The sequence below is a fragment of the Anaerobiospirillum sp. NML120449 genome, from assembly GCF_023051105.1.
GTDB lineage: Bacteria > Pseudomonadota > Gammaproteobacteria > Enterobacterales > Succinivibrionaceae > Anaerobiospirillum.
This window is the reverse complement of sequence record NZ_JALKIL010000047.1, coordinates 1-17,092: the sequence shown is the minus strand read 5'-3', so window position 1 is coordinate 17,092 and position 17,092 is coordinate 1. Positions and strand designations below refer to the sequence as shown.

Sequence of the window (17,092 nt, the reverse complement as noted above, 5' to 3'; positions counted from 1 at the left end):
ACTAAACGCGGATCACGTTGTTACCTGCATGACCAGGCAAGGTTTTTGTCTTTCCTGATCAAAAAGCACGGTTACAGATGTGCTCCCCGGCCGGCCTGGTCGAATTGCTCCCGGGCTGCGCTATTCAAAACACTTCAATCTCTGTTAGTTAAACAGTTTTCCTGACAAAGCACGCACGCTCCGGCATGCTGCCACTGTCAGAGCCGCTGAGGTTTCAGCTTTGGCGGTCAGATTTTCACAGATACAGGACAGCACCTGTCCCTGACTGCAGCCAGTAGCGCCATGCAATGGCTGATGCTCAACTGCAGCAGACGGTGACTTCAAGTTCCGGATGAGTGAGAACACCAGAATGTATCTCAAGGCATGCCTGATGTGCTAATCGGCAGCCAGTGAAAAGAAAACTGTTTTTCTGCTGTAGCAAACAGGTTAGCAGGCTTTCCGGATGGACAATTGCAATGGGCCTTGCCCAGAGCAGTTTCCACACTGACGGAGAGTTAGTTCTCCGCAGATCACCCGGTCAGGGGTGACGGCAGGCTTTTCTCTAGAAGATCGCCTGGAATTTATATGACATCGATGTTCCAGAAGAGGTAACCGGCACCATTATCAGGTCCGTTCCTCAGGGGCAGCGAGGTCCGGCTTTTTTCCTGAAGATGCAGGGCAACACGTGAGTGTCCCTATAAATCCAGACTACGCATCAGGTTGATAACAGCAACTGTCCTTCCGCCAGGATGGAGGCTCTAAGGTACAGTGGCCTGCGAAGGCCCGTACTGGTGAGTACTGTGACAGGACCAGCAGCTGCTGTAATCATGCATATAAGGGATAAAATTCAGAGATTGCCAAGAGGTAACAATCAAATAAACATAAGGAAGAAAATCCCGGCAGCGTTGCCAGGAATTCGTGCCGTTCCTTGTCCGGCATATTTTTTCTGACTTCGGTCAGATCGGAAACATATGGAAGAATGCTGAAAGAGCTCAATCAGGCCCGATCAGCAATATAAGTTATGATTTATGAGGGCATCCTGACGTACCCGGCCTGTATACTTCAAACACGTACAGTCCATTAAGGTCGTTATTTGATGACCCTTTTTGCAGACAGGTCAACGGGCAACACCTCCCGCTGTCTGTATATTGGTAAGTAAGCAGTACAGTCGTTACATGCTTTGACTGTATTTGCAGGAGTAAAGCTACGATCCCTGTCAGGTCGTGCAGGCAACATAAGGCATTTCAGCCAGGCTTAATTAAGACTGTGACCTGTTCACAGCCTGTAAAACTACTGTCTGTTTCAGGCCACTGCAGCTCTGTGATGCTGCAGCGGCCTGCTCAGAGCTCTCAGCTCAGCTGCAGGTAAGGCGCTGTGCCTTAGCGGTAGCTGAGAAATGTGGCGCCCTGTAAACACCATATTCGTCTGTTCGGGTATTATTCCGCAGGTGTCAGAGTATACTGCCGGCAAGTAGCTCCCCGTGAGCAATCCTGCCTGGCGTGTGCCACGAGACCAGGGGAACAAGTCCGCAATCAAGCGCTTATGGCTGCTGCGCAATACAGATACTTACTTAACAGCCAGTAAGGCAGCAGGTGCAGCTGCAAAGAAGCATCTGCCGCCTGAACAAACATTCACGTCGTAACCGGCTCTTTTTGGAGCATTATGACGAATTTTAGGTTGTCACCTGTCTGGCATCTGGCCCGGGTCTCACCCCGGACCAGATGTCTTAATCCCATCTCAGTGCACTCGCACACCACTCCCCAAACAAAAACATCATCTTCAATAACCAAAGCAACATATTCTGCCCAATCATATTGATGTATATCAATCAATAAAAATCATCTGTAATATTCATGCCCTTTGCCAGAGAACATAAATTTTTCATAACAAGCGCCAAGATTCCATCCCGTCTGGACAGACTTGCGACCTTGCGCCCTGAATCATCACCATCAATACCGGCCCTTCATGCTGCATTAACCATGTACCTGTCCCCAGTACCCATGCCAGATGAGCATCCGACCAGTAAAGCCCTCACCGTGGCCTGCAAAGCCGGGCAGGGCATAGCAGGAAGGCCATGCCTGAGCTATGACCTTCCCCGGTGCAGGACGCGGTAGGCAAAGACGCCCGGACCAGGCTCAGGCTGCCAATGTAAGCAAGACCATGGTACAGCTGGCCATGGAAGCTTGAACATGACACGGCTGGCCATGGAACCATGACCATGACAGGTATGCCCAAAGCTGTCCTGCTGCAGCCCAGCCCGCAACAGCATAAGTACCAGGGGAGACAAGCCGCATCAATCTCAAGTCAAGAAGACCAGGCAGAGCTCAGAGCCAACAGTCTGGCTCGTGTATGTGGTCAGATTAATAGCTTTTGCTTTAAGCCGGCTGGCGTTCGGACAGAGGGCATTGAGGCGACTGGAACTGGGACAGCGGGCATTGAGGCAGCTGGCACTGGGACAGTGGGCATTGAGGGGGCTGGCACTGGGACAGCTGGCATTGAGGTGGCTTGCACTGGGGCAGCTGGCATTGAGGCGGCTGGCACTGGGACACCGGGCATTTAAAAGGTTGGTGTTCGGAGATTGAGCATTAAGAAAGCTGCGCTCGATATTCGGCATTGAGGAGGCCATGGTACAGGCCAGACAGTACAGCTGCTGTGGTCAAGTAAAGCTGCGACCGGGCCGTGGATGTATTAATAAACATGAGGTGGCTTTGGGCTTTTGCCTGGGCAGGGCAGTGCCTGTGCTGGCATTGAGCTGTGGTGACTCGTGCCTTTCAAGCCTGTCAGGTAGACTTACAGGTACCTCTGAGAAGGCAGCAGCTGATATCGATAGAAGCACGATGCTGGATCTGGTGACCGTGAAAAGGCCTGCTCAGAACAGGACGCAAGGAAAAGTACTGTTACATATGCCTATATGGCGAACAGGGAAGAGACAGAATGGCAACGAGCTATATCTGGTGGCAGTGATATGCCTGATGACCTGCAACAGTAAAGGCAGGCAAGGAAAAGTTGCTGTGTTATCGGCGGTCTGTCTGTACTTCTGGCTGCGAAGTGACTGGCCTGATGCGACGCATTCCTGGCTGCTGTTGGCTGCGAAGTGGCTGGCAGGATGCGGCGCATTCCTGGCTGCTGTCGTAAACGCTTGCCAGTGAACAGACAGAGGCAGACGCTTTTATCATTATGGAGGGATCACGGCTTTTTAATGGACGCGACTGCTGCGGGCTTTATGACCTTGCTGGACGGGCTGATGCTCGATTTGTAGTTCTTCAATCCGGTCAGCGTGCCTTAGTGTGCACTGTAACTCTGGGCAGGAAGATGTCGGTTCTCCGCCTTTTCAGAGCTGTGTTTTACATTCAAAGGCTGTGCTTTGCATTGGATTTACATAACGTTGTGAACGTTTAGATCCATAAACACTCACCAATGCATGCATATAGAACGGTTTTTTACGGAAACTTGTGAACTTCCGACTTTCTGCCTTTTGCATAAAAATGCAACGTTTTGCATTCGTTGTATCATGTTGTTACAGCAAAATACTGCAAAATTTTGCATTGATTGTTTACACAGGGTCGCATTGATACAACTTGTATACCAATTTCAAAGGGCTTTTCGCTTGAATGTTTTTTAACAAAGCACCCCTCAGGAGCTCCCGTTGAGTGTTTTTGAGCCATGATCGTCACATCAAAGTTAACATTCAATCTGCACTATAATGAATGTCCAATATAGATTGTCATACATGCTTTCCCGTGTGAAAAATTTTTTACATTTCTCAAGTAAATGGGATTCAGACCTGTTTGCGGTGTAAAATATTGCTTCGTAACCATCAAAATTTACTCATGATTTCAATGGCTTATACAAGCCATTTGTGAGCCAGGTCAAATTTTTAATGTGACTGGGAACAGGGGCGGAATTTTTTCACTCAAATTTTGTTTAGTGAATTTTCTTTCCTGTGTACTGAATATCAGTGATTTTATCCTTGACACTTGCGCTTTTTTGCATATTATTTACACTTACTAATTGCAAACAAGCCATATTATTTTGCTGAAAAACGATATGCCGTATGCATTTATATGAATGGCACGTCAGTTCCTCCCAGGGCGCTGTTAACTTACAGCAAACACTTGCGTGACTTTTTATGCTCGTGCAGCACAGTGGATACTGCCACCTGCCACCTGCAGCCTGGTGTACTGCTTCATATAAGCACAGTAAACATATCCATGTACTGTAATGTGCTCGGCCTTGCAGACTGCACAGCAGACACAGACAAGGACTGCAGTATCAGCAGAGGCAAGCCTGATCTTACGGAAGTAAAGTAAGGAATAAGGACGAATCCGGCGTATTAAAACGTCGGCAAACATGCAGAAGCTCATGCTGATGCTAATGCATCATAAGCATCAGGAGAGAAAGAAGCCCACTTTCGTTACAGCTGGTTTTACCAGCACATGACCTGCCTGCGCAGCATTCCGCATTAAACTTCATATAAAGCTCATATAAAACACAGTGGACCCGGCCAACAAGCAACACTCAGATGAGATTTTCCGGACACCCAAAGAGCTGCCGTTTGTTTGTATATATTTTTTAAGGTGAGATTCCGTCAGGCGCTCACTAAGCCATGGGTATAGACGCCCCCAGGAATTATTTACAGGTCATCTGACCTTAGTACATGTACATCAGTGCGTAACCTCAAGCGCGTGCTCATGTAGGTTACCTCCCGTCATATACAGCTGTACCTCCGTATGTGCTGCACATATTCACCCTCAGGCATACCGGTCTGCACGGATGTAGCGCAGGAGGGCACAGGCTAATGTGTCCATGCAGCTTAGCTTTTAGCAATGACATAAATTACGGGTTTTGCAGACCTGCAGAGCATCAGACGCCTGAGGTCAATGATTTCCCACAGTGCAGCATGACTGCAGTAAAACGATTTTTTCTTTGTGGCGCTGTCCTGCCGTGGAGCCGTGAGGCTGGGTGGTAAGGACAGTTTGTTAATAACTTGTACCTAAATCTGCTTACAAGGTGTATTCCTGCGTACAGCATGCCCTGTCAGCTCCTGCCGCTCCCTGCCCGCTTTCCGGTGCACGGCACCGGGAGCTCAGGTGATGGCGGCAGGCTGGGCGAATCACCTCCGGCAAAGTTCATAGCCAAACATGCCTGTTGCCCCGTACGGGGCAGTTAACGGTATGTGAAGATGTGAATGCCGGTACGGTGAGTTCAGGCAGACAGCTGTAGCGGATGTGGCTGGTCTATCATTATGAGCTTTTTTGCATCATCATCAATTAAAACAAAGCTTCTTTCCTGCTTCGTTATTATTCTGATCCTCTCCTGCCTGGTATCAGGACTGTCCATCAAAGCCATGTACAGCTCCATCAATATCGCAACCGACCTGCAGGATAAGATTTCCGTCGGTTTCCGCCGCGTCACAGCAGTATCCAATGCACTGGAAAACTCCAACGAGTACATGGTGTCCTATCTGACTCCTAACAACCAGAGCGACTCCAACCGTGCCCGTCTGGAAAGCTCCATCGAGGAGCTCAACCGTGCAGTTGCCGGTCTGCATGCTGATGATGAAATCCGTGTTGCTGTTGATCAGATCAGAGCTCAGACCTCCAAGTACATTCAGCACTACAACAATGATGTTGTTTCCCTGATTAAGGCTCACCGTCCATATGAGGCTCTTGAGGTATACCTCAACGTCATCGCCCCGCTGACCAGCGAAATGAAGGAAAACATCACCAAGATTACTGCTGTACGCTTTGGCTACATTGAGACTCAGTCTGCTGACCTCATCCAGACCACCAGCCTGATGTTTGTTATTGGTCTGACCTTTGTTCAGATCATTCTGAGCATTGTAATTGCCATTTCCATCGCTTCCTCAATTCAGCGTTCCATCAAGGTACAGTGTGACGCCGCTCAGGCCCTTTCAAATGGTGACTTCACCTATCACTTCCCACCTTCATCCCAGGATGAGTTCGGCGTTCTGAACAACGCCATGGTATCCATGGCTACCAAGCTGCGTGAGACCATTTCCCATGTTGTTACTCTCTCCAACGAGATCAACGAGTCCATGAAAAGTGTTGAGGAGGCCTCCTCAAACATCTGCGACGCCATGTCCCGCACTGAGAGCCAGGCCATTACCGTTGCCGCCTCTGCCGACGAGATGGTCGCCACCACCTCCAACATTGCCAAGAACTGTGTTGAGGCTGCCAAGTCATCTCAGGATTCCTCCGAACTTACCCACCAGGGTATGGACAGCGTAAACGAGTCCGCCAGCTCCATCATGTCTCAGTACGAGCAGATGAAGCACAACGCCACCACCATCCAGTCCCTGGTTGACCAGGCTCAGAAGATCGGCTCCATCGTCGGTACCATTGACGAAATCGCCGCTCAGACCAACCTGCTGGCTCTTAACGCCGCCATTGAGGCTGCCCGTGCCGGTGAGGCAGGCCGTGGCTTTGCCGTGGTAGCTGACGAAGTTCGTGCCCTTGCTACCCGTACCACCTCCTCCACTCAGGAAATCCGTGGCATGGTGGACCGCATCCAGGCTGAAACCACTCACGCTACCGAGGCTATGCAGGCCAACCTCGACAACATGTCTGAAGTTGCTTCCAATACCTCTCACGTTCAGGAGACTCTGTCTAACGCTCTGAACTACGTAAATGAGGTAAACGCCCAGATTACTCAGATTGCTACCGCTGCCGAGCAGCAGACCTCTGCAACCTCTGAAATCTCCAACAATATGCAGAACATCACCCATGCTTCAGCTGAAGTATCCCGTGTTGCTCAGGATGCCCGTCATATCTCCGTATCTACTTCCGAGCGTCTGCATGATCTGATTCATAACCTCAAGTTCTTCAAGATCTAACCCTCAAGGAAAACCTCCGTTTTCCATAGAAAAGAGCCATGAGCCTCCCGGCCCATGGCTCTTTTCATTTCCGCACAATCTGCAACCCTCCCTTTGGCCAATCTGAACCGCCCTCCGGCCCCGCGCTTGTGCGTAGCTCCCTTACCCTGCCCTGCTGACCTGACTATCATCCACGCTCGCGACCACTCCCAACCTGCCCGCCCCAGACCGTGCCCTGCTGACCTGACGGTCATCAACGCGCGCGACCACTCCCAACCTGCCCGCCCCAGACCGTGCCCTGCTGACCTGACGGTCATCAAAGCGCGCGACCACTCCCAACCTGCCCGCCCCAGACCGTGCCGCTTCTTCGCCATCCGGCCGCCTTGCCATCCGGCCGCCTTGCCATCCGAGCAGCCCCGACCAGGCCACTTCTTCGCCATCAGGCCGCCTTGCCATCCGGCCGCCTTGCCACCTGAGCTGTCCGCCGTCAGGCTGCCTGACCAGGCCTGACCTGCCGCGCGGCTCCACCATGCCAGGCAGCAATATGAGCCGTTATCCTCAATTGGCAACTGCGCCGCGTATCTTTCTCGACCCCAACAGTATCCACGTGTCTCGAACTGTCCTGGTGTAAAACTCCGGTCATGACAGTCTCTGACATCCTCCTGACCGCTCTGAGCAGTATGCACCTGGATTTCCCGATACCATCGGCTCTGAATGTATATGTGACAGGGGTGCTTGCCGCTGTATTCAACAACCTTATTCCCATGACATGGATCTTATAAGATACATATGCCCATCAATGTATATAAGCAAATCAGGGATGTTCATGCTAATGGAACCGGTACATTCTGGTCTGGAATCTCCGTGCGATGTAACAGAGCTATTGCAAAGCCGCCTGATATGGATAATATAAATAAGACAAGTGTGTACATGAATACTGCATTTATCTCTATTAATATAAATATGTCTATATATATGAATAGAGATGTTTGAGAAGCTTAACACTGCGCTTAGCTCTCATCTATGTATTACGGCATGCCCCTGTGCATGAGCATTTGCTTTCTCATGCTTTAACAGGAGCTTTCAAATGCAAAAGTGTCAGCCGTCATACCAGTGCAGTTACCACCGGGAGTGCACTCATGTCACTACTAACCAGATGATAATTTGTTGCATCTACATGTGTATGTAAAAGGTGAAAGGCAGGTCAGATTATACTGACCATTTGATCTGCGCGATAATTGCCGTCCATTTTTGCGTCAATATCGCACCAGAATCAATGACTTGCTTACTGAAGGAGTTTTGTGAAAAGGTTTGTGGCAGGAACAATCAAACGTTCGTAAACCTGTCAATATCCTGCTGCCTGTAGTCACGTTAACCATATCTGTTAATTCGTCCAGAATCACACACTGTCGCCTGGATGCCCCAGGTTTTCCTTTGAAAGTCTTATGTCATCTGCAACACTATCTCTGTCAGATGCAGGACTTACCAAAAACCTGGATTTCTTTATTCATATCTGAGCATTGAACCGTGAGGCTGTAATGCTCAGAACCGCCGTGTTTATTCACTCGTACCTGAATCTGCTTACAAAGTCTTTACCTGCATGCAGTCTGTCTGTAACTTCGCATCCCCTGCCATGTCCGCTTTGCAGTACATGGTCATGGGCGCAAAGTTATGAAGAAGGACTGAACGTAACCCGGTCAGAAGTCGGCCCTGTGCTCATGGCTAAAGCCATGGTCCTGAGGCGGACTCCTGCAGGTCAGGAGGACATCTGTAGCATATGAGGCTGGTCTATAATTATGAGCTTTCTTGCATCATCATCAATTAAAACAAAGCTTCTTTCCTGCTTTGGTATTATCCTCTTCCTGTCCTGCGTGGTTTCTGGTCTGTCGATTTACTCCATGTACAGGTCAATAACCATTGCTGCTGACCTTGAAGAAATGATTACCGGACCTTTCCGTCGCATTTCCGCTGTGTCTAACACTATGGATACTACCAACCAGCATATGGTTGCCTATCTGACTCCAAACCAGCAGACAGAAGCCAATCGTACCCGCCTGATGAAATCGCTGGACGAGTTTAACACTGCCGTAATTGCAATGAGGACCGTGCCTGAAATCGAGCAGCTTGTTGCTACAGTAAGATCTCAGACAGTAGTCTACCTGGATGTCTTTAACAAAGAGGTAGTCTCTCTTATCAACAACAACCGTCCATATGAGGCGCTTGAAGTCTATCTCAATGTTATTGCGCCTCTTACCAGTGAAATGAAAAGCAATATGGCGAAAGTTTCTGCCATTCGCTTTGACCAGATTGTCAGAATGACAAAAGATCTGGTGCAGACCAAATCCCTGGGCGTCGTTCTGGCCATTACTGTGGTACAGGTTATTATGAGCATTATCATTGCCTTTGCCATAGCCTCATCTATTCAACGCTCAATCAAGGTACAGTGTGATGCTGCCCTGGCCTTGTCCAAGGGTGACTTTACCTACAAATTTCCGCCAGCATCCAAGGATGAGTTCGGTATTCTTAACAGCTCCATGACCGCAATGGCGACCAAACTGCGCCAGACCATCTCAGAGGTTGTAACTCTCTCCAACGAGATCAGTCAGTCCATGAGGAAAGTTGAGAACGCCTCCTCAGACATCTGTGACGCTATGTCACGCACCGAGAACCAGGCAATAACTGTAGCGGCATCAGCAGATGAAATGGTTGCTACCACCTCCAACATTGCCAAGAACTGTGTTGAAGCCGCCAAGTCCTCTCAGGATTCCTCAGAGCTCACTCACCAGGGCATGGAAAGTGTTAATGCATCAGCCAGCTCCATCATGTCTCAGTACGAGCAGATGAAGCAGAACGCCACTACCATCCAGTCTCTGGTTGATCAGGCACAGAAGATTGGCTCCATCGTTGGTACCATTGACGAAATCGCCGCTCAGACCAACCTGCTGGCTCTTAACGCCGCCATCGAGGCTGCCCGTGCTGGTGAAGCAGGTCGTGGCTTTGCCGTGGTAGCAGACGAAGTTCGTGCCCTGGCCACACGTACTACCTCCTCAACTCAGGAGATCCGTGGCATGGTGGACCGCATCCAGGCAGAAACCACTCACGCTACCGAGGCCATGCAGGCCAACCTCGACAACATGTCTGAAGTTGCCGCCAATACCTCTACCGTTCAGGAGACACTGTCTAACGCTCTGAACTATGTAAATGAGGTAAATGCCCAGATCACCCAGATTGCAACCGCTGCAGAGCAGCAGACCTCTGCAACCTCTGAGATCTCCAACAATATGCAGAACATCACTCACGCTTCAGCTGAGGTATCTCGTGTTGCTCAGGATGCCCGTCAAATCTCAGTATCCACCTCCGAGCGTCTGCATGATCTGAATGAGAACCTTAAGTTCTTCAAGATTTAAGACTTCAGTTTAAACCCGGAAACAGGCAGCAACTTAAGCACCGCATAAGCTCAGGTTGCGAACCTGCTCAAAGGAGCCATGCCCCTCACGGGACATGGCTCTTTTTATTTCCGGAAAAATCAACCCCTGCACCCCATCTCTAACCTGGCCGCAGCCACGGCCTTTGCCCGTCGCCACGGCTTTTGCCCGCTGCCACAGCCTTTGCCCGTATTCAGGCTCCTTCAACCGCCTCCAGGTTCATGCGCGCGTCGCCCCAGTCTTTGCCAGCCACCAGACTCGATGCTCATCCCTAACACACCTGATTCCTTTGACCGCTGCCGTGCCCAGGCATTTTAGCGGCTGGTGGTTATTCCGGTATTGCCCCGTCTGTTACTGTCAATGGCGTAATTCTATCCCCCTGCTTTGAATTATAATCATTCGCAGTAACCTTACATACGCCCTGTTTAGCAATGATGTCAGTTACAGCCCAGTATTTTTAACTGTGTAATGATCGAGGAGCATTTTCACAAGTAAAATGGCATTACTACCTGTTTTGACTTTATTTAAGTCATGATATGAGTTTATTATGTGTGCTGTGACTGCAAGTCTCCTGTATTCAGTCACATCCAGTCAGCTGCCTGAAGCGGCCACAGGCTTCAGATGCCTTCAGTAAGCACAGGGCAACTGATGCTCTACAGTAGTTTGGGGCTAATACTCACTGTGCATCAGGCTTCAGGAATGCTGTTTAGTCTGTCTTACAGTAATAGCTTGCAGGCATCTGTTGCTGTCATGGCTTGAGACCAGTCATACAATGGGCCAGGGAAGCCATGCTCTTGCCATACCCCAGTGAAAGATGCTGTTCATGATGAGCATACCCAGTGCACTCCAGGTAAAACAGGCATTATGGAGCTTTAGTAAGCAATATGCGCTGGAAGCTCTTGACTGGTCGTAAGGACGGACTGGTCATAAGGAACTGAGGGCTTTATGGCGGCAGTCCCCCTGACTGGGCTTATGAACTGTGTGGTATTGCCATACAGGTGCCACATGTGCACAATATTAAAAACATATGCAGACTTATTTAAGAGCAAATCAGACAAATATCATATTTTTCCGTTCTTAATCAGCATTAATACAACTGGCTCTGATATCTTTCTGGCTGCATCTGCTGCCAAAGCTGCACCCTGTGTGCATTGCAGCTGCCATTTATCAGAGCCCCGTACAACCGTCATAACTGTCACAAACGAAGATCGTAAGGCATCAGTGATGCCGCGTATACCAGTCAGTACATAAGGCCCTTGCTGTAATCAGTCCCGCCTCCCGAAAAGATGGTCAACCCGAGGATTGAAAGGCCTGCCCTCAAAATTTGCAAAAGAAAAGAATACTTTCTGGCAGCACATAAATCAGCCAGTCTGCTTCTTACTGTCCCGGTCAATGCAAACGATAGCATTGCCATATTTAAGGGATTTCAGAACGGCAAAGCAATAGATGAAGGTCCGGACTTACCCTGGTGTGCCATGCAAGAACAGACAAAGGTGGAGGCCCTGTAGCGTGACCAATCACTGACCGATGTTATTTGCAGCCCTGTCATACAGCAAAATTCAGTAAATCCTGATAAAACTTCGTGCCTGTCCCGGGCCCATGTTACTTCAGTAAGAACTAATCTGCCTTAAGTTCAATAAGAGCAAATATCGGCCTCCTGCCAGGAAGGCTGATGCTGCAGCACATAAGCAAATCATCAATACCTGACAGAGCAGTAATGCAACTGCACATGAATCTGCACCTGAATCTGCACCTGAATATGTACCTGCACCGCATACTGCCGAAGCCGCCTCTGGGCTGCTCAGCCTGTATGATTCAGGCCCTGCTGCTGTCACGCCGACAGACCGTCGGCCCCAGATCATTTTTCAGTGGCCTGCGGACTGTTGTGTATGTCTGTATAGAAATATTTTTGACAATATAGTTTGTCCATTACGGCGCTATTTATGCATCACCAGCATAGATGCAGTTTTTCTGACCATGTGTTGCGGTCCGTTTTTTGCCCCAAACCATATGCAGCGCATTCTTACGGCATTTTCAGTATCATACGAGGACAATTATCTGTGCTTTACGGGCTGTCTGACAGATGTTAATACAGAGATTTGCAGCTCCCTCCGGCAGTGCGCTATCGCGTTCTGCCATGTCTAAGGATGCGGCTCCTGCAGCCCTTTGTGTAATTGCAAAACTCTGAGCTTGACCATATGTGCTGACTTTTTGCTGCCCGGTACCGCAGGTGGCTGGTCGCCTCACGGAAACCTTGATGCTGCCGGGTGCTGCCGGTGGCCGGTCGTTTCATGGAAACCTTGATGCTGCCGGGTGCTGCCGGTGGCCGGTCTGATTACTGCAGTATGAGTTCAGCAGGAGAGCTTTGCTCATTTTGTCTTCCAGCTGTTGCTGACAGCCTGATTCAGGTTGTTGACTGTTGTTTTGGCTTTTGCTATTTCAGATCATGACCGGGCGGTTGATGGCTGTCCGCTGTCGTGACCTGTGATTACCGGTATCTGCCTGTTGGCTTAACCTGCCCGGGCTGATTTTGTCCAACTCCACCCCTCAGCGTTCAGGGCGGTGCCCTGCCTGTAAGGGCAGTAGCTGCGGCTTTTGCAGCAGGCTGCACTTATGGGATGCATAAGGACGTATGTAAGCGCTCTGAGGTTGTCAGCCTTATGGCTGTGACCTTGATTTCGAGCATTTACATGGTCTTTGCAGTGACACCTGCAATAACGCATATTGGCTGTTTAATATGAGTCTTTTTGCTTCTTCTTCAATTAAAACCAGGCTTCTTGCCTGTTTTGCCTTAATAATGGCCCTTTCAATAGTGGTAGCCGGTCTTTCCATTAAGGCTATGTACAGCTCCATCAGTATTGCTACCAGTCTGGAGGAGACCATTTCCGGAAGCTACCGTCGTATTTCGATTACAGGATCGTCCCTGGAAAATACCAATGCTGCCATGGTGTCTTACCTTACACCTAACAATCAGACCCCGGCAAATTTGCAAAAACTGCAGAGTGATATGGAAAAGTTCAGAACAGCCGTAAACAATCTGCGCCTTGCTCCGGATCTGAAGGAAAGCGTTCAGCAAATCAAGGATGATGCCGCCCAGTATCAGAAAATTTACGAAAACGACATTGCCTCTTTAATCCGTGCCAATCGTCCTTATGAGGCCCTTGAGGTTTATCTCAATATCCTTGCTCCTCTTACCACCAGGATGAAGCACGCCATTGAGAATATTACTGATATCCGCTTTGGCGTCATCGAGCAATCCTCCAGGGAGCTGATCCAGACCGGCAGCCTGATGACTGTAATCGGTCTTACTATTGTCCAGATCATTGTGAGCATCATTATTGCTCTGGCCATCTCCTCTTCCATTCAGAGATCCATTAAGGCCCAGTGCGCTACTGCAAAGGCCCTGTCCAATGGTGAGTTCAACTACAAGTTCCCACCTTCAACCCAGGATGAGTTCGGTGTACTGAACAATGCCATGATTTCCATGGCTGCCAGGCTGCGCGAGACCATTGCCCACGTCATCACCCTGTCCAATGAGGTTGATGACTCCATGAAGGACATGGAGCAGTCTGCTGTTAACATCTGTGAGGCCATGGACCGCACTGAGCGCAAGGCTATTGCCGTATCTGCCTCTGCAGAGGAAATGGTTGCTACCACCACCAACATTGCCAATAACTGTAAGGATGCTGCCAACTCATCTCAGGAGTCATCAGACCTTACCAATCAGGGTATGAAGAGCGTTAACGACTCTTCCCACGCCATTCTGACTCAGTACGAGCAGATGAAGCAGAACGCCTCTACCATCCAGTCGCTGGTTGACCAGGCTCAGAAGATCGGCTCCATTGTCGGCACCATTGACGAAATCGCTGCTCAGACCAATCTGCTGGCTCTTAACGCCGCCATTGAGGCTGCCCGTGCCGGTGAGGCCGGTCGTGGTTTTGCTGTGGTAGCTGACGAAGTTCGTGCTCTGGCTACCCGCACCACCTCCTCCACTCAGGAAATCCGTGGCATGGTGGATCGCATCCAGGCTGAAACCACTCATGCTACCGAGGCCATGCAGGCCAACCTCGACAATATGTCTGAAGTTGCCTCCAGCACTTCACACGTTCAGGAGACTCTCTCCAACGCTCTGAACTTTGTAAATGAGGTTAATACCCAGATTACTCAGATTGCTACTGCTGCAGGTCAGCAGACCCAGGCCTCATCTGAGATCTCCAACAACATGCAGGACATTACCCATGCTGCTGCCGAGGTAAACGGTGTAGCTCAGAATGCCCGTGAGATCTTCATCGCCACCTCAGGCCGTCTTTCTGATCTCATCAATAACCTCAAGTTCTTCAAGATCTAAGACTCAAAAAAGCCAGGAGCTTCGGCTCCACAAAATCCAGAGTCATGGGCGGCACTACCGCTCATGGCTCTTTTGCTTTTTTGAACCCGCAAAATCCCGAATCTCCAGCCTTAACCCTGACATTGAGCAGAGGTCTTGGGGAATTTAAACCGCATATTTATCATGTTTTATGAGTGTTGGCATTCCATTGACTTGTATTGATATAGGGCAACCACGCCGCTTGCTTGATGAAGGAATCCTTTATTTATCAGGATGCTTTTGGCTGGGGCATCTACAAGAAGCAACTCATACTCCCCTTGGTGAGATCTGATAAAAGCTGATATATATGCAGTTTTTTATTCCTGAAACTCTCTGCTCAATGTCAGTAACCGCGCCTGCGCACCGCCGCTACAAGCCAGCTAACCTCTGCAGCTCCAATGCAGCACACCAGCGCTCCTACAGCGCATCCCGCCTCCGCTGCTCCCATACAGCAAGACCACGATGCTTCAATGCAGCATCAACCAGCACAGGTGGACACTGACTCATTGCGGGCTGCTTACTGCATCAATGGTGATACTTGAGCTCAAGCTCCTTATTTCATTGTGCCTGCGCTCATCACTGTCAATTTGTCTGGTCAGTTAAAGCTACTGTCCAGGATCGCTTGCAAACAGGCAATTGTGAATGGCTGAACAAATTCATACTCCTGGTCATTTTGCAAGTATTGTCAGTCAACTTGTATGGTAGTGTTGCGATGACTTTGCGCATGGGAGTACACACCGCCCTTACTTTATTCAATTTATCCTGTTGTATCCTACTGTACCGTTATCTGCCTTGTTTCCTGTAAACACACTTTCGCCGAAAAGTACCATTTTGTCGTGCAGCTTGCGCTGTTTGGGCCGTAAAATTGTGCGTCTTTGCGATCCTGGAACTGTCTTTTGCGAAAAATATGCATTAGAATTGCCCTAATGACACAGCAAGTGAGAACTCCATTTCCTGAACAGTGCCGGATTAGCGCCCGGTAACCGTTTTTTCAGCCCGATATTCCCTGGGCGTATATCCATTGCTTTATGTCCTCTGTTATGGAGAGTTTTGCTTTTGAGAGATGTTCAGGACATCAAGGCATATAGCTGCCTGTTCAGCTTTTTGTGCACCATACTGCTGATTCCCCAAGCAGTTATAGCCTTTCTCACGCCCCTGTCAACACTGTTTGCTCTTTATCCCTGAGGTGTTTTCAGGCGAAGACCTTAAGCCCTGTTGTCCCGACCGGCTATCTGACCTGATTCAGTACATCTGCCCAACTAAGAGACCTCTAAGGCCCTCACACACTTGCCTGCCCGCTTCTCTTTGCTCAGCGGTCCCGCACTCTGAATAATCCATCAGGACTCCATATTTATGTCTCCCTTCAGGGCGGCAGCCATAAGGCACGTCCATACACTGTCAACGGCCCGGCCAGGCATTTGAGTATGCCCCAGGAATATGGCCCCAGTGCTTATGCGTGTCTGTGCCCCTCTGACTGCGTGGCCATGTGGCCATGAAGCAATATGGCGATGCGCCTCTGCGGGCCTCTGACTGCGGCGCCCTGTGGCCATGAAGCCATATGGCCATGCGCTTCTTCGGCATTTTGCCTGTGTGGCCATGTGGCCCCTGTGCGCGGGCCACAGCAGGGCACCTTGCGGCCATTGTGGATTTGCACTACTTGAGGCCCTGTGTCCCAGGGCCTCGTACTGTCAAGCTCTTAGTCTGCCCGGTACAGGGAGAGCCCGGCGCACCTGGATGCGCTTGCTGCAATACTTGTTTCATACCTGCAAGGTCTGGTACCTGCAGGTCAGGTGCATATACTGCCCAGCCCGCAGGTCGGGCAGTGCAGGCCCATGCCTGTTATCGGGCAGGGCTGGCGCCTTAAGTTCCAGTTCCCTGAGCTTTCCGGTATGCCCGGCTAAATCAGGATTGTTTGTTTTGGCCAGCCTATGGCTGAGCCGGCATTCACACACATTGCATGCCTTGTAACCATGCCTTTGAGGCAGATAAGCACTCATGATGCCATATTGCCCGGGTTTGCTGCGGCCACGGCCACACTGCCTGAAGCTCCATGGTGGCAGGCAGTTTCCTTCAGGCTCTTTGCTGTAGTTCCCTTACTGCAGGCTTTTTGCTGCAGCTCCTTGCTGCAGCTGAGCTGCTTCATGATGTGTTTTCTCAAAGTGATCTGCCGTGCCCTGCTGTAGCCCAACAGGTGTAGTTATGAGATTCTCGTCGATCAAAACAAGGCTGTTAGCCTCATTCCTGTGCATTCTTTTCCTGTCGTGTCTGGTTTCCGGACTGTCCATCAGGTCAATGTACAGCTCCATCTCTATTGCCTCTGATCTGCAGACCATGATTACGGTCCAGTATCGTCAGATCAATACGGCGAAATTATGAATGACATGGTTCAAAAATCAAAAAAATAGTTCATAAATACCTTGACAAATCAAAAATATTGATAATTTTCAGGCATAGAACTTGCTGAAATTGGCTTAAATAAGCTATTTG

General features: G+C 49.7%; 4 protein-coding genes. All 4 read left to right on the top strand.

All coding sequences use genetic code 11. From position 1 onward, the window contains the following. The first annotated feature begins 5,224 nt into the window (after nucleotides 1-5,224). The 4 genes from MXE41_RS11160 (at nucleotide 5,225) to MXE41_RS11145 (ending at nucleotide 16,981) form a co-directional block, all read left to right on the top strand. Nucleotides 5,225-6,835, top strand: coding sequence for a methyl-accepting chemotaxis protein (locus MXE41_RS11160; protein ID WP_247100543.1), 1,611 nt, complete (start codon nucleotides 5,225-5,227; stop codon nucleotides 6,833-6,835). Nucleotides 6,836-8,610: 1,775 nt separating this feature from the next. Then, nucleotides 8,611-10,221, top strand: a complete 1,611-nt coding sequence (locus MXE41_RS11155) for a methyl-accepting chemotaxis protein (protein ID WP_247100542.1) — start codon at nucleotides 8,611-8,613, stop codon at nucleotides 10,219-10,221. A gap of 2,755 nt (nucleotides 10,222-12,976) precedes the next feature. Beyond that, nucleotides 12,977-14,587, top strand: a complete 1,611-nt coding sequence (locus MXE41_RS11150) for a methyl-accepting chemotaxis protein (protein ID WP_247100541.1) — start codon at nucleotides 12,977-12,979, stop codon at nucleotides 14,585-14,587. Between the two features lie 2,217 nt (nucleotides 14,588-16,804). After that, a complete protein-coding gene (locus MXE41_RS11145) occupies nucleotides 16,805-16,981 on the top strand; it encodes a hypothetical protein (protein WP_247100540.1) in 177 nt (58 codons plus the stop codon). Nucleotides 16,982-17,092: the final 111 nt, after the last annotated feature.